This is a genomic window from Acidovorax sp. Root219 (assembly GCF_001428665.1).
Taxonomy (GTDB): Bacteria; Pseudomonadota; Gammaproteobacteria; order Burkholderiales; family Burkholderiaceae_C; genus Acidovorax.
Genome location: NZ_LMIJ01000019.1, coordinates 79,068 through 100,046, shown reverse-complemented (window position 1 = coordinate 100,046; position 20,979 = coordinate 79,068). Strand labels below are relative to the sequence as shown.

The 20,979-nt window shown below is 66.9% G+C and carries 22 protein-coding genes; 10 read left to right on the top strand and 12 right to left on the bottom strand.

What is annotated here, in order from left to right:
- Positions 1-27: 27 nt before the first annotated feature.
- The 5 genes from ASE28_RS19895 to ASE28_RS19875 form a co-directional block, all read right to left on the bottom strand.
- Positions 28-306 carry a septum formation initiator family protein gene (locus ASE28_RS19895; RefSeq protein WP_057202245.1) on the bottom strand — a complete coding sequence of 93 codons (279 nt, stop codon included), beginning with the start codon at positions 304-306 and terminating at the stop codon, positions 28-30.
- A 103-nt stretch (positions 307-409) separates the two neighbouring features.
- Positions 410-1,696 carry a phosphopyruvate hydratase gene (gene eno / locus ASE28_RS19890; protein ID WP_057268171.1) on the bottom strand — a complete coding sequence of 429 codons (1,287 nt, stop codon included), beginning with the start codon at positions 1,694-1,696 and terminating at the stop codon, positions 410-412.
- 167 nt (positions 1,697-1,863) lie between these two features.
- On the bottom strand, positions 1,864-2,154 hold the full coding sequence (locus ASE28_RS19885; protein WP_007859228.1) for a DUF1330 domain-containing protein: 291 nt from the start codon (positions 2,152-2,154) through the stop codon (positions 1,864-1,866).
- 3 nt (positions 2,155-2,157) lie between these two features.
- Positions 2,158-3,015 carry a 3-deoxy-8-phosphooctulonate synthase gene (gene kdsA, locus ASE28_RS19880; RefSeq protein ID WP_057202249.1) on the bottom strand — a complete coding sequence of 286 codons (858 nt, stop codon included), beginning with the start codon at positions 3,013-3,015 and terminating at the stop codon, positions 2,158-2,160.
- 36 nt (positions 3,016-3,051) lie between these two features.
- Positions 3,052-4,722 carry a CTP synthase gene (locus ASE28_RS19875; RefSeq protein WP_057202251.1) on the bottom strand — a complete coding sequence of 557 codons (1,671 nt, stop codon included), beginning with the start codon at positions 4,720-4,722 and terminating at the stop codon, positions 3,052-3,054.
- Positions 4,723-4,834: 112 nt separating this feature from the next.
- On the opposite strand from ASE28_RS19875, the gene coaBC reads away from it, so the two are divergent.
- The 4 genes from coaBC to ASE28_RS19855 all read left to right on the top strand — a co-directional run bounded on the left by coaBC (position 4,835) and on the right by ASE28_RS19855 (position 7,755).
- On the top strand, positions 4,835-6,058 hold the full coding sequence (gene coaBC / locus ASE28_RS19870) for a bifunctional phosphopantothenoylcysteine decarboxylase/phosphopantothenate--cysteine ligase CoaBC (RefSeq protein ID WP_057268170.1): 1,224 nt from the start codon (positions 4,835-4,837) through the stop codon (positions 6,056-6,058).
- A gap of 40 nt (positions 6,059-6,098) precedes the next feature.
- Positions 6,099-6,605, top strand: coding sequence for a hypothetical protein (locus ASE28_RS19865; protein WP_057268169.1), 507 nt, complete (start codon positions 6,099-6,101; stop codon positions 6,603-6,605).
- A complete protein-coding gene (dut, locus tag ASE28_RS19860) occupies positions 6,602-7,048 on the top strand; it encodes a dUTP diphosphatase (RefSeq protein WP_057268168.1) in 447 nt (148 codons plus the stop codon). The genes ASE28_RS19865 and dut overlap by 4 nt, the downstream gene beginning before the upstream one ends.
- A 209-nt stretch (positions 7,049-7,257) precedes the next feature.
- On the top strand, positions 7,258-7,755 hold the full coding sequence (locus ASE28_RS19855; protein ID WP_057268167.1) for a glycine zipper 2TM domain-containing protein: 498 nt from the start codon (positions 7,258-7,260) through the stop codon (positions 7,753-7,755).
- A 62-nt stretch (positions 7,756-7,817) separates the two neighbouring features.
- On the opposite strand, the gene ASE28_RS19850 is transcribed toward ASE28_RS19855, so the two are convergent.
- On the bottom strand, positions 7,818-8,342 hold the full coding sequence (locus tag ASE28_RS19850) for a peptidylprolyl isomerase (RefSeq protein WP_057268166.1): 525 nt from the start codon (positions 8,340-8,342) through the stop codon (positions 7,818-7,820).
- 53 nt (positions 8,343-8,395) lie between these two features.
- Here ASE28_RS19850 and ASE28_RS19845 point away from each other — a divergent pair, with 53 nt between their 5' ends.
- From ASE28_RS19845 to ASE28_RS31585, 3 genes are all read left to right on the top strand, one after another.
- Entirely contained in the window at positions 8,396-9,535 is a 1,140-nt protein-coding gene (locus ASE28_RS19845; protein ID WP_057268165.1) for a cupin domain-containing protein, read from the top strand.
- A 2-nt stretch (positions 9,536-9,537) separates the two neighbouring features.
- Positions 9,538-10,065 (top strand): hypothetical protein, encoded by a 528-nt coding sequence (locus ASE28_RS19840; RefSeq protein WP_057268164.1) that lies wholly within the window; start codon positions 9,538-9,540, stop codon positions 10,063-10,065.
- A gap of 216 nt (positions 10,066-10,281) precedes the next feature.
- Complete coding sequence (locus ASE28_RS31585) at positions 10,282-10,521, top strand: hypothetical protein (protein WP_082604143.1); 240 nt, start codon at positions 10,282-10,284, stop codon at positions 10,519-10,521.
- A 93-nt stretch (positions 10,522-10,614) separates the two neighbouring features.
- On the opposite strand, the gene ASE28_RS19835 is transcribed toward ASE28_RS31585, so the two are convergent.
- The 6 genes from ASE28_RS19835 to ASE28_RS19815 all read right to left on the bottom strand — a co-directional run bounded on the left by ASE28_RS19835 (position 10,615) and on the right by ASE28_RS19815 (position 15,572).
- Entirely contained in the window at positions 10,615-11,451 is an 837-nt protein-coding gene (locus tag ASE28_RS19835; protein WP_057268163.1) for an MBL fold metallo-hydrolase, read from the bottom strand.
- A 76-nt stretch (positions 11,452-11,527) separates the two neighbouring features.
- Positions 11,528-12,625 (bottom strand): outer membrane protein assembly factor BamC, encoded by a 1,098-nt coding sequence (gene bamC, locus ASE28_RS19830; RefSeq protein ID WP_057268162.1) that lies wholly within the window; start codon positions 12,623-12,625, stop codon positions 11,528-11,530.
- A 42-nt stretch (positions 12,626-12,667) separates the two neighbouring features.
- Entirely contained in the window at positions 12,668-13,564 is an 897-nt protein-coding gene (gene dapA / locus ASE28_RS19825; protein WP_057268161.1) for a 4-hydroxy-tetrahydrodipicolinate synthase, read from the bottom strand.
- Between the two features lie 32 nt (positions 13,565-13,596).
- Entirely contained in the window at positions 13,597-14,151 is a 555-nt protein-coding gene (locus ASE28_RS19820) for a bifunctional 2-polyprenyl-6-hydroxyphenol methylase/3-demethylubiquinol 3-O-methyltransferase UbiG (RefSeq protein ID WP_057268160.1), read from the bottom strand.
- A gap of 5 nt (positions 14,152-14,156) precedes the next feature.
- Positions 14,157-14,324 (bottom strand): hypothetical protein, encoded by a 168-nt coding sequence (locus ASE28_RS32200; RefSeq protein WP_157412468.1) that lies wholly within the window; start codon positions 14,322-14,324, stop codon positions 14,157-14,159.
- A 30-nt stretch (positions 14,325-14,354) separates the two neighbouring features.
- Complete coding sequence (locus ASE28_RS19815) at positions 14,355-15,572, bottom strand: MFS transporter (protein ID WP_057268159.1); 1,218 nt, start codon at positions 15,570-15,572, stop codon at positions 14,355-14,357.
- 117 nt (positions 15,573-15,689) lie between these two features.
- On the opposite strand from ASE28_RS19815, the gene ASE28_RS19810 reads away from it, so the two are divergent.
- From ASE28_RS19810 to parC, 3 genes are read left to right on the top strand one after another with little or no spacing between them, the layout of a single operon-like run.
- The gene (locus ASE28_RS19810; protein WP_057202279.1) at positions 15,690-17,672 is read left to right on the top strand and encodes a DNA topoisomerase IV subunit B; all 1,983 of its coding nucleotides are present in this window, start codon (positions 15,690-15,692) and stop codon (positions 17,670-17,672) included.
- Positions 17,650-18,489 (top strand): lytic transglycosylase domain-containing protein, encoded by an 840-nt coding sequence (locus ASE28_RS19805; protein WP_057268158.1) that lies wholly within the window; start codon positions 17,650-17,652, stop codon positions 18,487-18,489. The genes ASE28_RS19810 and ASE28_RS19805 overlap by 23 nt, the downstream gene beginning before the upstream one ends.
- Positions 18,486-20,840, top strand: coding sequence for a DNA topoisomerase IV subunit A (gene parC, locus ASE28_RS19800; RefSeq protein ID WP_057268157.1), 2,355 nt, complete (start codon positions 18,486-18,488; stop codon positions 20,838-20,840). Before ASE28_RS19805 ends, parC begins: the two co-directional genes overlap by 4 nt.
- Positions 20,841-20,979 lie beyond the last annotated feature (139 nt).

The window sequence follows — 20,979 nt, the reverse complement described above, 5'->3', positions numbered from 1 at the left end:
GTCTGTGAAAGGGAGAGCCTACGCCGCTCAGCGCGGCGTGAACTGCACGTAGATTTCGTTGGGCCGCACCATGCCCAGCTCGCTGCGCGCCTTTTCCTCGACCATGTCCAGGCCCTCCTTGAGGTCATGCACCTCGGAGGTCAGGCGCTCGTTGGCCTGCTGCGCCTGTGCGTTGGCGGCCTTTTGCACGTCGATCTGGCGCTGCATCTCGTTCACGCGCGGCAGGCTGCCGCGCCCCAGCCACAGCTGGGCGTGCACGGCTGCCAGCAGGGCCAGCAGCACAACGGGAACAAGGCGGTTGACCATGGCGCTTCAGCTTACCAGCCACGCACCATGGCCACCGCGCCGCCCCGTGGGGGGCGGGCGGCGCGCAACAGGGCAGGCGGCCGGGCCGGCATGCGGGCAGGGGTCAGCGCAGGTTGTAGAACGCAGCGCGGCCGGGGTAGTGGGCGATGTCGCCCAGGTCTTCCTCGATGCGCAGCAGCTGGTTGTACTTGGCGATACGGTCCGAGCGCGACAGCGAGCCGGTCTTGATCTGGCCGGCGTTGGTGCCCACGGCGATGTCGGCGATGGTGCTGTCTTCGGTTTCGCCCGAGCGGTGCGAGATCACGGCGGTGTAGCCGGCGCGCTTGGCCATCTCGATAGCGGCGAAGGTCTCGGTCAGCGTGCCGATCTGGTTGATCTTGATCAGGATCGAGTTGGCGATCTTCTTGTCGATGCCTTCCTTGAGGATCTTGGTGTTGGTGACGAACAGGTCGTCGCCCACCAGCTGCACGTTCTTGCCCAGGCGATCGGTCAGGATCTTCCAGCCATCCCAGTCGCCTTCGTGCATGCCGTCTTCGATGCTGATGATGGGGTACTTGTCGCACCACGATGCCAGCATGTCGGTCCATTGTGTGGCCGTGAGCTTCAGGCCACCTTCGCCTTCGAGCACGTAGTGGCCGTCCTTGTAGAACTCGCTGGCCGCGCAATCGAGGCCCAGGGCGATCTGCTCGCCCGCCGTGTAGCCGGCGGCTTCGATGGCCTGCAGGATCAGCACGATGGCCGCTTCATGGTTTTCGACGCTGGGGGCAAAGCCGCCTTCGTCGCCCACGGCGGTGCTGATACCCTTGTCGTGCAGTATCTTCTTCAGTGCGTGGAACACCTCGGCGCCCCAGCGCAGGGCTTCGCGGAAGGTGGGTGCGCCGACGGGGATGATCATGAACTCCTGCAGGTCCAGGCTGTTGTTGGCGTGTGCGCCGCCATTGATCACGTTCATCATGGGCACGGGCAGCTGCATGCTGCCCATGCCGCCCAGGTAGCGGTACAGCGGCAGGCCGGATTCTTCGGCGGCTGCACGGGCCACGGCCATCGAGACCGCCAGCATGGCGTTGGCGCCCAGGCGGCCCTTGTTGTCGGTGCCATCCAGGTCGATCAGCGTCTTGTCCAGGAAGGCCTGCTCGGAGGCATCCAGGCCCAGTACGGCTTCGGAGATCTCGGTGTTGATGTGCTCGACCGCCTTGAGCACGCCCTTGCCGAGGTAGCGGCTCTTGTCGCCGTCGCGCAGCTCGATGGCTTCGCGGCTGCCGGTGGAGGCGCCCGAAGGCACGGCCGCACGGCCCATCACGCCCGACTCCAGCAGCACGTCGCATTCGACGGTGGGGTTGCCGCGGCTGTCCAGCACTTCGCGGCCTACGATGTCAACAATGGCACTCATGATCTTCCTTGAGGGTTTTTGAAATTCATCCGGACGGGCAGGGAGGAGGGGCAAACCACCTGCGGTGCCTGGCGCCGCCGCGCGTCGGTCGCGATTCTATGCTACCGATTTGATAGTGTTCGGGGCAGATGCGGTACGTACCGGGTACGTATTGCGGCCTGCGGTGGCTATACGCCTTCTACGCAGACCATGCGCATGATGGCGGCGCCTTCGCGCGCCGCCTTGGCTTTCTGGTATTCGGGCGTGTCATAGAAAGCGCGGGCCGCTTCGAAGCTCGGAAACTTGAGGATCACGGTGCGGCCGGGGTTCCAGTCGCCTTCCAGCACTTCGACCTTGCCACCGCGCACGCAGACTTCGGCGCCATGGGCCTGCATGGCGATGGTGCTCCACTTGCGGTACTCCTCGTACTGTGTGGGGTTGGTGACGGTGACCGATGCGATGACGTAACCACTGCTCATGTCTCAGGCTCCAAAGTTGTTTTCGAGAAAACCGTTCTTCTTGGTGATGCCGTCCAGCGCCACCAGCGTCTCCAGCAGCGCCTTCATGTGCTTGAGCGGCACGGCGTTGGGCCCGTCGGACAGGGCGTTGGCCGGGTCCGGGTGGGTTTCCATGAACAGGCCGGCAACGCCCACGGCCACGGCCGCGCGTGCCAGCACCGGCACCATCTCGCGCTGGCCGCCGCTGCTGGTGCCGTTGCCGCCGGGCAGCTGCACCGAATGCGTGGCGTCGAACACCACCGGGGCGTTGGTCTCGCGCATGATGGACAGGCTGCGCATGTCCGACACCAGGTTGTTGTAGCCAAAGCTCGCGCCTCGCTCGCAGGCCATGAAGCTGTCCTCGGGCAGGCCGGCGTCCTTGGCGGCAGCGCGGGCCTTGTCGATCACGTTCTTCATGTCGTGCGGCGCAAGGAACTGGCCCTTCTTGATGTTCACCGGCTTGCCCGACTGCGCCACGGCACGGATGAAGTCGGTCTGGCGGCACAGGAAGGCCGGCGTCTGCAGCACGTCGACCACCTTGGCTGCCTCGGTGATGTCGTCCTCGGTGTGCACGTCGGTGAGCACCGGCACGCCCAGGTCCTTGCGGATCTTGGCCAGGATTTCCAGGCCCTTGTCGCGGCCCGGGCCGCGAAAGCTGGTGCCCGAAGACCGGTTGGCCTTGTCGAAGCTGCTCTTGAAGATGAACGGAATGCCCAGGGCGCCCGTGATCTCCTTGAGCTGCCCGGCCACGTCCATCTGCAGTTGCTCGGACTCGATCACGCAGGGGCCCGCGATGAGGAAGAAGCGGTGTGTGAGGCCGACATCAAAGCCGCAGAGTTTCATGGCAGGGTCTCTTCTTTTCTGGATGGGTTGTGCCGATCAGGCCGCCACGGCGGGCTGCTGCAGGCTCTTTTGGTGCTCCACCGCCGCCTTGATGAAGGCATTGAACAGCGGGTGGCCGTTCCAGGGGGTGGACTTGAACTCGGGGTGGAACTGCACGCCGATGAACCAGGGGTGCACGCTCTTGGGCAGCTCGACGATCTCGGTGAGCTGCTCGCGCTGCGTCAGTGCCGAGATCACCAGGCCCGCCTTGCGCAACTGGTCCAGGTAGTTCACGTTGGCTTCGTAGCGGTGGCGGTGGCGCTCGGTCACGATGTTGCCGTAGATCTCGTGCGCCAGCGTGCCGGCCGAAACGTCCGAGCTCTGCGCGCCCAGGCGCATGGTGCCGCCCAGGTCGGAGTTCTCGTCGCGCTGCTTGATGGTGCCGTCGGCGTCCTTCCACTCGGTGATCAGGGCGATCACGGGGTGCGGCGTGGCAGGCTCGAATTCGGTGCTGTTGGCGTCCTTGAGGCCGGCCACATGGCGCGCATACTCGATGGTGGCCACCTGCATGCCGAGGCAAATGCCCAGGTAGGGCACCTGCTGCTCGCGGGCAAAGCGGGCGGTGCTGATCTTGCCTTCCACCCCGCGTGCGCCAAAGCCGCCGGGCACCAGGATGGCGTCGTACTTGGCGAGCTTCTCGGCCGCGTCGGCGGCGTTGATGGTCTCGGAGTCCACGTGCTCGATCTTCACGCGCACGTGGTTCTTCATGCCGGCGTGGCGCAGCGCCTCGTTCACCGACTTGTAGCTGTCCGACAGGTCCACGTACTTGCCGACCATGGCGATGGTGACCTCGCCCTGTGGGTGCTCGGTTTCGTACACCAGTTGGTCCCAGCGCTTCAAGCTCGTGGGCGGCGTGTTCAGGCGCAGCTTGTCGCAGATCAGGCCATCAAGTCCCTGCTCGTGCAGCATGCGCGGCACCTTGTAGATGGTGTCCACGTCCCACATGCTGATCACGCCCCACTCGGGCACGTTGGTGAACAGCGAGATCTTGGCACGCTCGTCCTCGGGCATGCGGCGGTCGGCGCGGCACAGCAGCGCGTCGGGCTGGATACCGATCTTGCGCAGCTCCTGCACGGTGTGCTGGGTCGGCTTGGTCTTGAGCTCGCCGGCCGCGGCGATCCACGGCACATAGGTCAGGTGCACGAAGGCGGCGTTGTTGGGGCCGAGCTTCAGGCTCAGCTGGCGCACGGCTTCCAGGAAGGGCAGGGACTCGATGTCGCCCACGGTGCCGCCGACTTCCACGATGGCCACGTCCACGGCGTCATCGGTGCCGACGCCGGCGCCGCGCTTGATGTACTCCTGGATTTCATTGGTGACGTGCGGAATCACCTGCACGGTCTTGCCCAGGTAGTCGCCCCTGCGCTCCTTTTCCAGCACGCTCTGGTAGATGCGGCCGGTCGTGAAGTTGTTGGTCTTTTTCATGCGCGTTTCGATGAAACGCTCATAGTGACCCAGGTCGAGATCGGTTTCGGCGCCATCGTCCGTGACGAACACTTCGCCATGCTGGAACGGTGACATGGTGCCCGGATCCACGTTGATGTACGGGTCGAGCTTGATGAGGGTGACTTTGAGGCCCCGCGATTCGAGGATCGCGGCAAGGGAGGCTGAGGCGATTCCCTTGCCCAGGGAAGACACCACACCGCCGGTGACGAAGACAAATTTGGTCATGTCTTTTTTGGTGGTGGGAAATTGGGATTATAGATGGCCGCCCGGCACCGGGCCTGCCAAGGTCTTTCGCAACCATGCACCGGCAGGCTGGCCGTCTGCTAAATTCGCGCCCATGAATGAGCTTGCTGGCAAACACATTGTTCTGGGACTGAGCGGAGGCGTGGCTTGCTACAAGTCGGCCGATCTATGCCGCCAACTGATCAAGGAGGGCGCCACCGTGCAGGTGGTGATGACCGAGGCGGCCGGGCAGTTCATCACGCCGGTGACCATGCAGGCCCTGTCGGGGCGCCCCGTGTACGGCTCGCAGTGGGACGCGCGCGAGCCCAACAACATGCCCCACATCAACCTGAGCCGCGAGGCCGACGCCATCCTGATCGCGCCCTGCAGCGCCGATTTCATCGCCCGGCTCGTCGAGGGCCGCTCCGACGAGCTGCTCAGCCTGCTGTGCCTGGCGCGCCCCATGGACCGTGTGCCCCTGCTGCTGGCGCCCGCCATGAACCGCGAGATGTGGGCCCACCCCGCGACCCAGCGCAATCTGGCCCAAGTCGCGAAAGACGGCGCCCGGGTGCTCGGCGTGGGCAATGGCGACCAGGCCTGTGGCGAAACCGGCGACGGCCGCATGCTGGAGCCGCTGGAGCTGCTCGACGAATTGATCGCCTTTTTCACGCCCAAGCCCCTGGCCGGGCGCAAGGTGCTGATCACGGCGGGCCCGACCTTCGAGGCCATCGACCCGGTGCGCGGCATCACCAACCTGTCGAGCGGCAAGATGGGCTTTGCCATCGCCCGCGCCGCGCGCGAAGCGGGTGCAGAGGTGACCCTGGTGGCTGGGCCCGTGCACCTGCCCACGCCGCGTGGCGTGCAGCGGGTCAACGTGCAGTCGGCCCAGCAGATGCTGGCTGCGGTGATGGCGCTGGCGCCCACGTCCTCGGTGTTCATCGCCACGGCGGCCGTGGCCGACTGGCGCCCGGCCACGCAGGCCGATGAAAAGATCAAGAAGGACGGCTCGGGCCAGGCCCCGACGCTGGCCTTCGTCGAGAACCCCGACATCCTGGCCACCGTGGCCCGGTTGCCAGAGGCGCTGTCCGGCGAACTCTACTGCGTGGGTTTTGCAGCAGAGAGCCACGACCTGCTGGCCCATGCCACGGCCAAGCGCCTGCGCAAGAAAATTCCGCTGCTGGTGGGCAACATCGGCCCTGCCACCTTCGGCCAGGACGACAATGCCCTGCTGCTGGTGGATGAGCATGGCCACCGCGAACTGCCCCTGGCGTCCAAGCGCTCCCTGGCGCAGCGCCTGGTGGGCGAGGTGGCTGCACGGCTGCCCGCGCGGCGCGGCTGATGCTTTTTCGCCCATTTCTTGAGCCCTGCGGGGAGGCCCTATGACGATGCACTCGATCAAGCCCGAATGGGACACCCCGCCCAATGGCGACTTCGCCAGCTATGTGGAGCGGCTGAGCGCCTCCCAGGCGCTGCAGTCGGGGCGGGCGCAGGCGGCCCATTCCGCGCAGGTCACGCAGCAGCACCCGTTGCCCGGCGGCGTGGCCCCCGGCTCCGCGCAGGCGGCGGCACGCCAGGGCGGCGCCAGCCCCGCAGCGCTGGCCGTGGCCTTGCCGCCCGATCTGCTGAAAGTAGTGTCGCCCTTCCTCGGCATGGTGCGCATCGCCCGCACGCTGCTGGCCGTGGTCGCGGCGGTGCATGCGCTCACGCTCGTGATGGTGGGCCAGGGCTCGTGGTTTGGGTTGGCGGTGATGGCCGGCCTGTGGTGGTTCATGGGCATCGTGATCAATGCTGCCGCATCGGCAGGCACCGCAGTGGTGCCGCCAGCGGCCGTGAAGGAGCGCCAGCGGCAAGGGGCCCAGCAGCGCAAGACAGGAAACAAGAAGTGAAGATTGACGTCAAGATTCTCGATCCGCGCATGGCGGACCAGTTGCCCACCTACGCCACACCCGGCAGCGCGGGGCTCGACCTGCGGGCCTGCCTGGATGCGCCGCTCACCCTCGAACCCAATGCCTGGCAACTGGTGCCCACGGGCATATCCGTCTACCTCAAGGACCCTGGGTATGCCGCGCTGATCCTGCCGCGCTCGGGCCTGGGTCACAAGCATGGCATCGTGCTGGGCAACCTGGTGGGCCTGATCGACAGCGACTACCAGGGCCAGCTCATGGTGAGCGCCTGGAACCGCAGCAGCACGGCCTTCACGCTCGAGCCCATGGAGCGCCTGGCGCAACTGGTCATCGTGCCCGTGGTGCAGGCGCAGTTCAACGTGGTCACCGAGTTCACCGCGACGGAGCGCGGCGAAGGTGGTTACGGCTCGACCGGCAAGGCCTGACCCCACGCCTGCCATTTGTCATCTTCTGAACAAACGCTTGCGGGCGGCCTGGCCGGCTTCCTATCCTGTAGGTGATGGCTGACGCGGCCTCCCGCTGCCGGATGGCGCCGGGAACCCTTGGCCGGTGATTCAATCTCAGCATGGTCGGGCAAGGACCGCTGCGCTGGTGCAGTTGGTCGCCCGCCGAGATCCATCTTCAGGAGATTGCAATGAACAAGACGACCCGTATCGCCACGCTGACTGGCTCCCTCATCCTGATCGGGAGCCTGGCCGCTTGCGGTGCTCCCCCGCGTTCGCAGGAATACTACGCCGGCGGCGGCTACCAGACCCAGGCGCCGGTCTACTCGTCTGCCAACCCGGTTCCCACCGAGTTTGGCCGCGTGGCGAATATTGAGGTGATGCAGTCCCAGGGCCAGGGGCGCACCTCGGGCGCCGGTGCCATCATCGGCGCTGTGGTCGGCGGTGTGATCGGCAACTCGATCGGTGGCGGTTCGGGCCGCGCCGCAGCCACGGCCGTGGGCGTGCTCGGCGGTGCGGTGGCCGGCAATGCAGTCGAAGGGCGCAACAACAGCGGGTACACCCAGGCGTACCGGGTCTCCATCCAGCTGGATCATGGTGGCTACCGCGCCTATGACGTGCCATCGCCCGGCGACCTGCGCGTAGGCGATCGCGTGCGCCTGTTCGACGGCCAGATCTCGCGCATCTGATCCATCCGGCGACCGCTCGCGCTGCGAGCAACGAACGGGCCCTCTTGAGGGCCCGTGGTCGTTCAGTGCAGCAGGTCGTTCCCGGGTGCCTGGGGCTGAACGCGGAAGAACCCGGTTCCCGCACTACCCTGGCCGATTTCGTCTTCGGTGGCTTCGCGCACCGACTGCACCGTGAGCTGCAGGCGCAGCGCGATGCCCGCCAGCGGGTGGTTGCCATCCAGCACCACATGCTCGGGGTAGATCTCGGCCACCGTGTACAGCACGTCGCGCGGTGCGTCGGGATTGCAGCCCTCGGGCAGGGCGGTGCCATCGAAGGTCATGCCTTCCTCGATTTCCTGCGGGAACAGCGAGCGCGGCTCCAGGAACAGCAATTGGTCGTTGAAGTCGCCAAAAGCGTCCTCGGGCTCCAGGTGCAGCGCCACCGAGGCGCCTGCGCTGTGGCCCTGCAGGGCCTCTTCGATACGGGGCAGCAGATCATCGCCCCCCACCAGGAACTCCACCGGCTCGTCGAGCACGTCGAGTTCATCGCCAAGGGTGTCCTTCAGGATCCAGGTCAGGGCGACCACACATTGTTCGGTAATTTCCATAGGAGAATTGTCGCAGTTTGACCAACCGCCCTGCAAAGGGCCACACAGTACCCATGGACGCCCACCAACCCCTGACCCTTCTGGGCGGACTCACCCCTGCCCAGTTCATGCGCCGCCATTGGCAGAAAAAGCCGCTCCTGGTGCGCCAGGCGATCCCGGGCTTCGCGGCACCGGTGCAGCCTCGTGCACTGTTCGACCTGGCAGGCCAGGAGGGGGTGGAGTCGCGCCTGGTGCAGCAGGTCAAGGGCGTCTGGAAGCTTCGCCAGGGGCCGTTCACACGCCGCGCGCTGCCCTCGCTCAAGCAGCCCGACTGGACGCTGCTGGTGCAGGGCGTGGACTTGCACGACCAGGGCGTGCATGCGCTAATGCAGCAGTTCCGCTTCGTGCCCGAGGCGCGGCTGGACGACCTCATGATCAGCTACGCCAGCGATGGCGGCGGCGTGGGCCCGCACTTCGACAGCTATGACGTGTTCCTGCTGCAGGCCCATGGCCGGCGGCGCTGGCGCATCGGTCGCCAGAAGGACCTGGCGCTCAAGGAGGGCATACCGCTCAAGGTGTTGGCGCAGTTCGAGCCCGAGGATGAGTTCGTGCTCGAGCCCGGCGACATGCTCTACCTGCCGCCGCGCTATGCCCACGACGGCATAGCCGAGGGCGAGTGCATGACCTATTCCATCGGCTTTCGCGCGCCGGCACGGGCCGAGCTCGCCAACGAGCTGCTGGTGCGCCTGACCGAAGAGGCCGAGGAGGGCGATGCCCGCGTGCTCTACCGCGACCCGCGCCAGGAGGCGGTGGAGCAGCCCGCAGCCATTCCCGCCAGCCTGCAGGACTTCGCGCGCGAGGCGCTGGCCCGGGCCCTGGCCGAACCATTGGCGCTGGAGCGCGCCCTAGGCGAGTACCTGACCGAGCCCAAGCCCAATGTCTGGTTCGATCCCGACGAATCCGGCGCCATGATCGAGGGTGTGGTGCTGGATCGCCGCACCCGCATGATGTATGACGCGCAGCATGTGTTCATCAACGGCGAGAGCTACCGCGCCGCCGGCCGCGACGCCACGCTGATGCGGCGCCTGGCCGACCACCGGCGTCTGTCCGAGCGCGAGCTGGCGCGTGCCAGCGACGACGCGCTGGAGCTGATTTCGTCCTGGTGCGATGCAGGATGGGCCCATTCCGATACCGAGGACACCGAGGAGGACTGACCGTGACGCACGATCCCAGCAACCCACCGTCTGCCGCTGCGCCGGGCGAGCTGCCTTCGGGCCGCTTCGCCAGCCGCGAGACCTTTATCCAACTGGTGCGCGATGCGCTGGCCACGGCGGCGCGCGACGGCTGGGAGGAGATCGTGGTCAGCGATGCCCATTTCCATGACTGGCCCCTGGGCGAGCGGGCGGTGGTGGAGTCGCTGCAGGCCTGGGCGCGCACGGGCCGGCGCTTCACCATGCTGGCGCGCTCGTACGACGAGGTGATCCGCCGCCATGCGCGCTTCGTGCGCTGGCGCGGCACCTGGGACCACATCATCACCTGCCGGCGCAGCGCCTCGGCCGACCCGCTGGACATTCCCAGTGTGCTATGGTCGCCGCAATGGGTCATGCACCGGCTGGACCCGGAGCGCTGCGTGGGCGTGACGGGCCGCGAGCCCGAGCGCCGCGTGCTGGTGCGTGAAACACTCAATGAATGGCTGCACGGAAAAAGTGCCCCGGGCTTTCCTGCCTCCACGCTCGGGCTGTAGGACAAACGCCCGACTTGGTGTTTCCAGGCCTTGCACCATGTGAAGGCTCGGTAAACCTTGCATCCGTGTTAGTCAGTATTGACTAAATGCCAATATAATCGGCGGCTGCGCCGAAATGGTGCTACTCAAGTGCACTGTGCCAATGCGCAAAGGCTTTCTGGAGCCGGGCGCTGTGGCTTTTCAAGATTCTGTCTGTCCCAACTAGGAAAAATCGCAATGAAGAACTCTCTCGTTCTGGCCGCCCTGATCGCTGCTGCTGCCCTCGCCGCTTGTGGCAAGAAGGAAGAACCCGCTCCAGCACCAGCACCCGCACCCGTGGTGGTTCCAGCGCCTGCTGCTGATCCAGCACCTGCAGCTGCCGCTTCCGAAGCAGCTTCTGCCGCTTCGGACGCCGCTGCCGCTGCCAACGCAGCTGCCACGGCCGCTACCGCTGCTGCCAGCGCTGCTTCGAACTAAGCACGCCTGAACCCTGGCCGCGCCACGGCGCCGGCCTTTGGTTCGGAAGCCCTGCCCTCGTAAGAGAGCAGGGTTTTTTTTCGCCTGCGTTGCTCAGAACAGCGAGGTGGCCGGGGGTGGCGGCGACAGGTGGCCGCAGGGCACGGGCTGCTCTCCCACGGTGAGCCAGCCCGTCCCCTGGGCCTGGTCGGCCACCACGATGAGCTCCGGTGCCCATTGCAGCGCGCCCGCAAGCGCCAGCCGGGCCAGGTCGGGCGTGTTGTTGCGCGCGCTCAGGTGGGCGGCCACCACCCACTGCAGGCCATCGTGCCGCACGGCCTGCACGATGGCGGCGCTGGCGTGGTTGGCCAGGTGGCCATAGGCGCCGCCCACGCGGCGCTTGAGGAAGGCCGGGTAGGCCGAGGCCGCCAGCAGGTCGGGGTCGTGGTTGGCCTCGATGAACAGGGCGTGGCAGCCCTGCACCTGCTGCAGCACATGGGGTGTGGCGTGGCCCAGGTCGGTCAGCAGGGCCAGGTGCATGGCGCCATCGCTGCAGCGCAGCTGCAGGGGTTCGCGTGCATCGTGCGGCACGGTGAAGGGTTGGATGGACAGCGGGCCCAGTTCGATGGCCTGCATGTCGCAGGCCAGCTGCAGCAGCCCGTCGAAATCCGGCGCGCCGATGGCCATGTGCGTGCCCTGGCTCATCCACACCGGGATGCGGTGGCGCAGGGCCAGCAGGTGCGCGCAGCCGATATGGTCCGAATGCTCGTGGGTGATGAACACGCCGTCGATCTGCCCCAGCTGCAGGCCAGCCGCAGCCAGGCGGGTCTGCAGCTGGCGTATGCCCAGCCCGCAATCGACCAGCAGGCGGCGCGTGTGCAGGCCATCGCTGGCCTCCACGATGGTCGCATTGCCGGCACTGCCGCTGGCCAGGTTCTTCAAACGCAGCATGTGGAAATGAATTGCGCCTGGGCCCCACCCCGCAGGGTGGCGTCCAGGCGCATGCAGTCAGGGGTGTCGGTGTGGCTTACTTGAGCTCGTCTGCGATCACGCGCACGATGCGCTCGGCGTTGGCCGAGGCTTCGGGCGTGCCGCCTTCGTTGAGCACGGACACCGTGGTCGCTTCACCCTGGCTGCGCACGACGATGCGGTACTTGAGCGGCGGCACGGCGTCCGGCGAGCGGGTGAACAGCTTGCCGAAGAAGCCGGACTCCTTCTTGTCCGCATTGGGCGCCACATAGCGCACGAAGTACACGCCATCGTTGCGGTTGCGGTCTTCCACGGTGAAGCCGGTGCGGTCCAGCGCCACGCCGACACGGCGCCAGGCGCGGTCGAAGCCTTCCTTCATCTGCACCACGGGCACGTTGTTCACCGTGGCCACGGTGGCCGATTGCGCCACGGGCGCGGCTGCGGCGGCCACGACGGCCTTGGATTGCTCCTGGCTCACACCCAGCCTGACCATCAGGCGGCGCAGGAACTCGGTTTCCAGCTCGGGGTCGGCCGCGCGGGGCTGCCAGACGGTCTGGTCCTTGGTGGTGTTGCTGTAGACCTCGACCATGCCGCGGTGCGTGATGTAGACCTCGGTGCCGCCAGCGGCATTGCGCTCCAGGCGGGTGCGGAAGCGGTCGCGCTCACCCGTGGAGTACAGCGAATCGATGACCTTGCCCAGGGTGGAGCGGATCAGGTCCTGGGGCAGCTTGGCGCGGTTTTCGGCCCAGTCGGTTTCCATGATGCCCAGGTTGGCCTGGTCCAGGTCCAGCGTGAAGCCGTTCTCCAGCCAGAAGTCGCGCACGGGCTCCCACAGCTTGTCGGCGGGGCGGTCGATCACCAGCCAGCGCTTGTTGCCGTCGCGCTGGATGCGCACGTCGCCCAGTTGCGTGGCGGCCGCATTGGCCGTGCCCGAGGGTTGGGCGGCCTGGCTGGCCTGCATGGCAGCAGCCGAAACGGCGCCGCCCGGCACGTTGTAGCGGGAGTCGCGCGAGAGCTGGGTCAGGTCCGGGGGCACCTCCAGCGTGGAGCCCTTGGCGGCGCTCTTGTAGTCGATCTTGTCGCCTTCGAGGGCGGAGCAGGCAGACAGGGCCAGGGCGAGGGCCAGCAGGCCCACTCGGGTAGTAACAGCGTTCACGCGAATATCCTCGGAGTGTTCTTGGTACAGGCGCAGCCAGGGTTAAATCAGGCTGGCGGAGCGCAGTGCCGCCTCGACCACGGCTTCGTTGCCCTGGCTCAGCGGTGTCATGGGCAGGCGCAGTGTGCCACCGCACAGGCCCATGCGGGCCACGGCCCACTTCACGGGAATGGGGTTGGCTTCGACGAAGAGCTGCTTGTGCACGGGCATCAGCTGGAACTGGATTTCCATGGCGCGCTGCACGTTGCCGGCAATCGCCGCCACGCACAGCTCGTGCATCAGGCGCGGGGCCACGTTGGCCGTCACGCTCACGTTGCCGTGGCCGCCGCACAGCATCAGGGCCACGGCGGTCGGGTCATCGCCCGAGTAGATGCCGAAACCCTTGGGGGCTTCGCGGATCAGCCACTGTGCGCGCTCGATATTGCCCGTGGCCTCCTTGATGCCGATGATGCCGGGCACCTGGGCCAGGCGCAGCACGGTGTCGTGCTGCATGTCGGCCACGGAGCGGCCGGGCACGTTGTACAGAATGGTGGGCAGGTCGCCCACGGCCTCGGCGATGGCCTTGAAATGCTGGTACTGGCCCTCTTGCGTGGGCTTGTTGTAGTAGGGCACGACCTGCAGCTGCGTGTCGGCGCCCACCTTCTTGGCAAAGCGGGCCAGCTCGATGGCCTCGGCCGTGGAGTTGGCGCCGCAGCCGGCCATGATGGGCACGCGCTTGGCGGCCTGCTCCACCGACACGCGGATGATCTCGCAGTGCTCTTCAACGTTCACCGTGGGCGATTCGCCCGTGGTGCCCACAACGCCGATGCAATCGGTGCCTTCGGCGATGTGCCAGTCGATCAGTTTGCGCAGCGCGGCGTAGTCGACGCTACCGTCCTCATGCAAGGGGGTGACGAGGGCGACGATGCTGCCAGTGAGTGGCACTAAGGAAGATGTCATGTCCGCAGTGGTGAACGGGATAAAAGAGCATTCTAACTAGCCGCACTGGCCAGCAGATGTCTTGAGGGTGCCCCGGCGTCCGCAAGTTCCCTGATGGCCGTGATGCGCTGCACGAAACGCGCGGGTTCTTCGAGGAAGCCGTCCTCGTAGGCCACGGTGCGCAATCCGCTGCAGGCGGCCAGCAATTCGCCCGGCTGCAGCAGGAATTCGGGCCGCGCCGGGCGGCCCACCGTTTCGTTACCGTGTGCAAAGGTCTCGTAGACCAGTACGCCGCCCGGCGCGAGGCTGGCCACCAGCGTGGGAAACAGCGGGCGCCACAGGTAATTGGTGACCACCACGGCACCGAACTGGCGTCCGGCAAAGGGCCAGGGGCCGCTTTCGATGTCGGCGCACACCATCTCTCCGAGCGGGGCTCCTGCAGCCACGGCCTCGGGGGAGCGGTCCACCCCCACCACGGTGTGGCCCAGGCCGTGCAGCCAGCGCAGGTGGCGCCCGGCACCGCAGGCCACGTCGAGGACGGTGCTGCGGGGTGCTATCAGGGTCGACCAGCGGCGCACCCAGTCCGAGGGGTTGTCAGATCCGTGCATGCGCCCTAGAAGCAGTTCCACACCTGGTCGGCCAGCATCACCATGAACTCGGGCACGGTGTACATGGCAAACACGGCCAGGCACGCCAGGATGGCCACGGCCCAGGCCAGCACCCGCCACGCCAGCGGCAGGGCCGGGGTGCGGTGGGGGGCGTGTTCGGGGGCGGCTGGCATGGTGATCGGGTGCAAAGGTTCAGGCCGCCATCATGCCGGCACGGGGGCTGCGCGCTGGATAGGGCTTTCCTTGACCGGCAGGTTCACCAGGGCGGCGAACACCCCCAGGGCGATGGCGATGTACCAGACGATGTCGTAGCTGCCCGTGGCGTCGTACAGGTAGCCGCCCAGCCAGACGCCCAGGAAGCTGCCGATCTGGTGGCTGAAGAACACGAAGCCGCCGAGCATGGACAGGTGCTGCACGCCGAAGATCTGGGCAATGGTGGCATTGGTGGGCGGAATGGTGGACAGCCACAGCGTGCCCATGACGGCCGAGAAGATGTACACCGAGGCCGGCGACAGCGGCACCGCCAGGAACACCGCAATGGCAATCGCCCGCGCAAAGTAGATGAAGGCCAGGATGTAACGTTTTTGCAGGCGCTGGCCCAGGGTGCCGGCAATGTAGGTGCCGAACACGTTGAACAGGCCGATCAGCGCCAGCGCATAGCTGGCCACCTGGGGCGACAGGCCGTGGTCCTTGAGGTAGCTGGGCATGTGCACGCCGATGAACACCACCTGGAAGCCGCAGACGAAGTAGCCCGCCATCAGCAGCGAGAAGCTGGGGTAGCGAAAGGCCTCGAACAGTGCCTGGGCGACGGTCTGGTCGCGCTGGGGCGGGGCCGCGCCCTTGAAACCCGGTTCGCGCAGGCCGAAGGCCAGGGGCATGATGAGCAGCACCGCCAGCGACAGCGCCAGCAGCGCCTGCTGCCAGCCGAAGTTGGCGATGAGCCAGCCTTCCATGGGCACCATGAGGAACTGGCCGAAGGAGCCGGCCGCTGCCGCCACCCCCATCGCCCAGGAGCGTTTTTCGGGCGCGATCTGGCGGCCCAGCACGCCATAGATCACGGCATAGGTGGTGCCTGCCTGGGCTGCACCGATCAGTACCCCGGCCGTCAGCGCGAACAGCGTGGGCGTGGGCGACAGGGCCATGCCCGCCAGGCCGGCCGCATACAGGGCAGCGCCGGCCAGCAGCACGCGGAAGGCGCCGAAGCGGTCGGCTGCCATGCCGGCGAAGATGCCGATCAGGCCCCACGAGAGGTTCTGGATGGCGATGGCCAGGGCAAAGGACTGGCGCGTCCAGCCCATGTCCTGGGTGATGGGCAGCAGCCACAGGCCAAAGCCGTGGCGGATGCCCATGGACAGGGTCACGATGGCCGCGCCGCACGCGAGCACCTGGAACATGGACAGTTTCGGAGGATGCATAGACATGCGCAGAATGTAGCCAGATTGGCCACAATCTGCCCGCACACTGCCGAACAGTACAGTTGGGGGTGGTGGGGCTGTATTTTTATCCAGTCTTTGCTGCGCCGCACTACAATCCGCCGCATGTCTGCCAAACCGTCTTCCGTCTCCGCCAGCGAATATTCCGAAGGGTCGATCCGTGTGCTCAAGGGCCTGGAGCCCGTCAAGCAGCGCCCGGGCATGTACACCCGCACCGACAACCCCCTGCACATCATCCAGGAGGTGCTGGACAACGCCGCCGACGAAGCGCTGGCCGGGCATGGCAAGAAGATCAAGGTCACGCTGCACACCGACGGTTCGGTCAGCATTGAGGACGATGGGCGCGGCATCCCCTTCGGCATGCACCCCGAAGAGAACGCCCCGGTGATCGAACTGGTGTTCACCCGCCTGCATGCGGGCGGCAAGTTCGACAAGGGCAAGGGCGGCGCCTACAGCTTCTCGGGCGGCCTGCACGGTGTGGGCGTGAGCGTGACCAACGCGCTGGCCACCCGCCTGGAAGTGAGCAGCCACCGCGAAGGCAAGGTCGCGCGGCTGGTGTTTTCGGCCGGCGACGTGGTCGAGCCCCTGGTGACCCGCGCGCTGGAAGCCGGAGAGCGCAAGCAGGGCACCACCGTGCGCGCCTGGCCCGATGCCAAGTATTTCGAATCGAGCGCGCTGCCCATGGGCGAGCTCACGCACCTCTTGCGCAGCAAGGCGGTGCTGATGCCCGGCGTGTCCGTGACCCTGGTCAACGAGAAGACGCGCGATACCCAGACCTGGCAGTACAAGGGCGGCCTGCGCGACTACCTGATGCAGACGCTCAACGGCGAACCGGTGATCCCGCTGTTCGAGGGCGAAGGCTTTGCCGACCGCAACAACGAAAGCTTTGCCGAAGGCGAGGGCGCATCCTGGTGCGTGGCCTTCACCGAAGACGGCCAGCCCGTGCGCGAAAGCTACGTCAACCTGATCCCCACCAGCGCCGGCGGCACGCACGAAAGCGGCCTGCGCGACGGCCTGTTCAATGCCGTCAAGAGCTTCATCGAGCTGCACAGCCTGCTGCCCAAGGGCGTGAAGCTGCTTCCCGAAGACGTGTTTGCGCGCGCCAGCTATGTGCTCAGTGCCAAGGTGCTGGACCCGCAGTTCCAGGGCCAGATCAAGGAGCGCCTGAACTCGCGCGACGCCGTGCGCCTGGTCTCGGGCTTCGTGCGCCCGGCGCTGGAGCTGTGGCTCAACCAGCACGTCGATTACGGCAAGAAGTTGGCCGAACTGGCCATCAAGGCTGCGCAGACGCGCCAGAAGGCCGGCCAGAAGGTCGAAAAGCGCAAGGGCTCGGGCGTGGCCGTGCTGCCCGGCAAGCTCACCGACTGCGAAAGCCGCGACCTGGCCCACAACGAGGTCTTCCTGGTCGAGGGCGACTCGGCCGGCGGCAGCGCCAAGATGGGCCGCGACAAGGAAAGCCAGGCCGTGCTGCCGTTGCGCGGCAAGGTGCTCAACACCTGGGAGGTGGAGCGCGACCGACTGTTTGCCAACAACGAAATCCACGACATCTCGGTGGCCATCGGCGTGGACCCGCACGGCCCTAACGACACGCCCGACCTTACGGGCCTGCGCTACGGCAAGATCTGCATCCTGGCGGATGCCGACGTGGACGGCTCGCACATCCAGGTGCTGCTGCTCACGCTGTTCTTTCGCCACTTCCCCAAGCTCATCGACGCCGGCCATATCTATGTGGCGCGCCCCCCGCTGTTCCGGGTGGACGTGCCGGCCCGTGGCAAGAAGCCTGCCGCCAAGATGTATGCACTGGACGACGGCGAGCTCACCGCCATTCTCGACAAGTGCGCCAAGGACGGCGTGGCCCGCGAGAAGTGCCAGATCAGCCGCTTCAAGGGTCTGGGTGAGATGAATGCCTCGCAGCTGTGGGAGACCACCCTCAACCCCGATACCCGGCGCCTGCTGCCCGTGCAGCTGGGCAGCACGGACTTCGCCGCGACCGAGGGCCTGATCACCAAGCTCATGGGCAAGGGCGAGGCGGCCTCGCGGCGCGAGCTGATGGAGCTGCACGGCGATGCGGTCGAGATCGACATCTGACCGGCTGCGCCTGGCGTGCGCGGGCCTGCTGCTGTGCCTGGCGCACACGGCTGCCCACGCCGACCTCTGGGCCTTCGTCGATGCGCGCGGCGTGACCCACTTCGCGCCCGAGCAGGTGGATGCCAACTACCAGCTGTTCTTCAAGGGCAACGAATTCGACTCCACGCGCGACGCGCCCGGCGATGCGCCGGCCATGCCCTATGCCCTGCCGCCTGCGGGGGCGCGGCTGCTGGCCTTTTTCGACATTGCGCCGGACTACAAGCGTGTGAAGCACCACCTGCGTGCCGCTGCGGCCAAGCACGCCGTGGACTACGAGTTGCTGCAGGCGCTGATCGCGACCGAATCGGGCTTCGATGCCGATGCCGTGTCGCCCAAGGGGGCTGTGGGCCTCATGCAGGTGATGCCGGCCACGGCGACCCGCTTTGGCGTGAGAGCCGATGCCAAGCGCTCGGTCGAGAAGAAACTCGCCGACCCGGCGGTGAACGTGCCCACCGGCACCCGCTACCTGCGCCACCTGCTGGACCTGTTTCCCAACCGCCTGGACCTGGCGCTGGCCGCTTACAACGCGGGCGAAGGGGCGGTGCAGCGCGCGGGCAACCAGATCCCGGCCTACAAGGAAACGCAGAACTACGTGCGCACCGTGATGGGCCTGTACACCCAGCTCAAGCCGCCGGCACCCGTGCTGGCCCAGCGTGCCGTGCCCGGGCGCGTGCGCATGGAACTCTCGGGCGGCGCCCTGAACCGGGGCAACCTGCCGCCCGCCCGCGTGGCACAGACGCCCGCAATGACTGAACCTGAATCCAGCAAGAACGAATGAGCGACCAACCCACTCTCGATTTCCCGGCCTCCGACGACGGCGGCGATTCCCTGGGCCTGGCCAGCTACGCCCAGCGGGCCTACCTCGAATATGCGCTGTCGGTCGTCAAGGGCCGTGCCCTGCCGGACGTGTGCGATGGCCTCAAACCCGTGCAGCGGCGCATCCTGTACTCCATGGACCGCATGGGCCTGGGGTACAGCGGCCCGACGCGCAACACGGCGGCCAAGCCGGTCAAGAGCGCCCGCGTGGTGGGCGACGTGCTGGGCCGCTTCCATCCGCATGGCGACCAGTCGGCCTACGATGCGCTGGTGCGCATGGCGCAGGATTTTGCCCAGCGCTACCCGCTGATCGATGGCCAGGGCAACTTCGGCAGCCGCGATGGCGACGGCGCTGCGGCCATGCGCTACACCGAGGCGCGCCTGTCGCGCATCACCAGCCTGCTGCTCGACGAGATCGACGAGGGTACGGTCGATTTCATGCCCAACTACGACGGCAGCACCGAGGAGCCGCGCCAGTTGCCCGCGCGCCTGCCGTTCGCGCTGCTCAACGGTGCCAGCGGCATTGCCGTGGGCCTGGCCACCGAGATCCCGAGCCACAACCTGCGCGAGATCGCCGACGCCTGCGTGGCGCTGATCAAGACGCCTTCGCTCTCGGCAGAGGACCTGCTGGCCCTGGTGCCCGGCCCCGACTACCCCGGTGGCGGGCAGATCATCAGCGCTGCCTCCGACATCGCCGACGCCTACCGCACGGGCCGCGGCAGCCTGAAGGTGCGCGCGCGCTGGAAGATCGAGGACATGGCGCGCGGCCAGTGGCAACTGGTGGTCAACGAGCTGCCGCCGGGCGTGAGCTCGCAGAAAGTGCTCGAAGAGATCGAGGAGATCACCAATCCCAAGGTCAAGGCCGGCAAAAAGGCGCTGAGCCTGGAGCAGACGCAGCTCAAGGCCAGCATGCTGGCCGTGCTGGACGTGGTGCGCGACGAGTCGAGCAAGGACGCGCCGGTGCGCCTGGTGTTCGAGCCCAAGACCGGCAAGACCCCGCAGCAGGAGCTGATCACTGCGCTCCTGGCCCACACCAGCCTGGAGACTTCGTCGCCGATCAACCTGACCATGATCGGCCTGGATGGCCGGCCGGTGCAGAAGTCGCTGCGCCTGATGCTGGAGGAGTGGATCTCCTTTCGCCAGAGCACCATCACCCGCCGCACGCAGCACCGCCTGGGCAAGGTGCTGGACCGCATCCACATCCTCGAAGGGCGGCAGATCGTGCTGCTCAACATCGACGAGGTGATCGCCATCATCCGCCAGGCAGAGGACCCCAAGGCCGCGCTGATCGAGCGTTTTGCGCTGTCGGACCGGCAGGCCGAAGACATCCTGGAAATCCGCCTGCGCCAACTGGCGCGGCTCGAAGCCATCAAGATCGAGCAGGAGCTCAAGGAGCTGCGCGAAAGCCAGGGCAAGCTTGAAGACATCCTGAACAACCCCGGCTCGCTGCGCCGCCTGATGGTCAAGGAAATCGAGGCCGATGCCAAGACCTTTGCCGATGACCGCCGCACGCTGATCCAGGCCGAGAAAAAGGCCGTGGCCGAGGTCAAGGTGGTGGATGAGCCGGTGACCGTGGTGGTTTCGCAAAAGGGCTGGGTGCGCGCGCGCACCGGCCATGGCCACGAGGCAGGGAGCTTCGCCTTCAAGGCCGGCGACGGGCTGTACCGCACCTTCGAGTGCCGCACGGTCGACATCTTGCTGGCCTTTGGCAGCAATGGCCGGGTGTACTCGGTGCCGGTGTCGGTGCTGCCGGGGGCTCGCGGTGACGGCCAGCCCGTGACCACGCTGGTCGAGCTCGAATCGGGCACGCAGCTCCTGCACTACTTTGCCGGCCCTGCCAGCGCCAGCCTGCTGCTGTCCAACTCGGGGGGCTATGGTTTCCTGGCCTCGGTGGAGAACATGGTCTCGCGCCAGAAGGGCGGCAAGGCCTTCCTTACGCTGGGCGAGGGCGAAACCGTGTGCCCACCCTCGCATGCGGCGGGCAGCACCGGCGGCCAGCCGCTGGTGTCGGCCACGCATGTGGCCTGCGCCTCGGCTGGCGGGCGCATCCTGACTTTCGAGATCAGCGAACTCAAGACCATGGCCAATGGCGGGCGCGGCCTGATGCTGATCGACCTGGAGCCCAAGGACACGCTGGCCGGCGCTGCGGCCTACACGCGCAGCATCCGCATCGAAGGCATGGGCCGGGGCGGCAAGGAGCGCGAGGAAACGCTGGAGATCCGCTCGCTCAACAATGCCCGGGCCGCGCGCGGGCGCAAGGGCAAGGCGGCGGACCTGGGCTTCAAGCCCGCGTCGGTGACCCGCGTCGAATAGCGGTCACCCCCCGACTGCCAGGAAGCCACCCACCCGGGTGGCTTCTTTTTTGGTGCATGGCAACACTCCACGGGTTGCTACGGATTGGACGAAAGCCTGGAACGGGCGCACCATATGTAAAGAAGTGTCTGCAATGGCG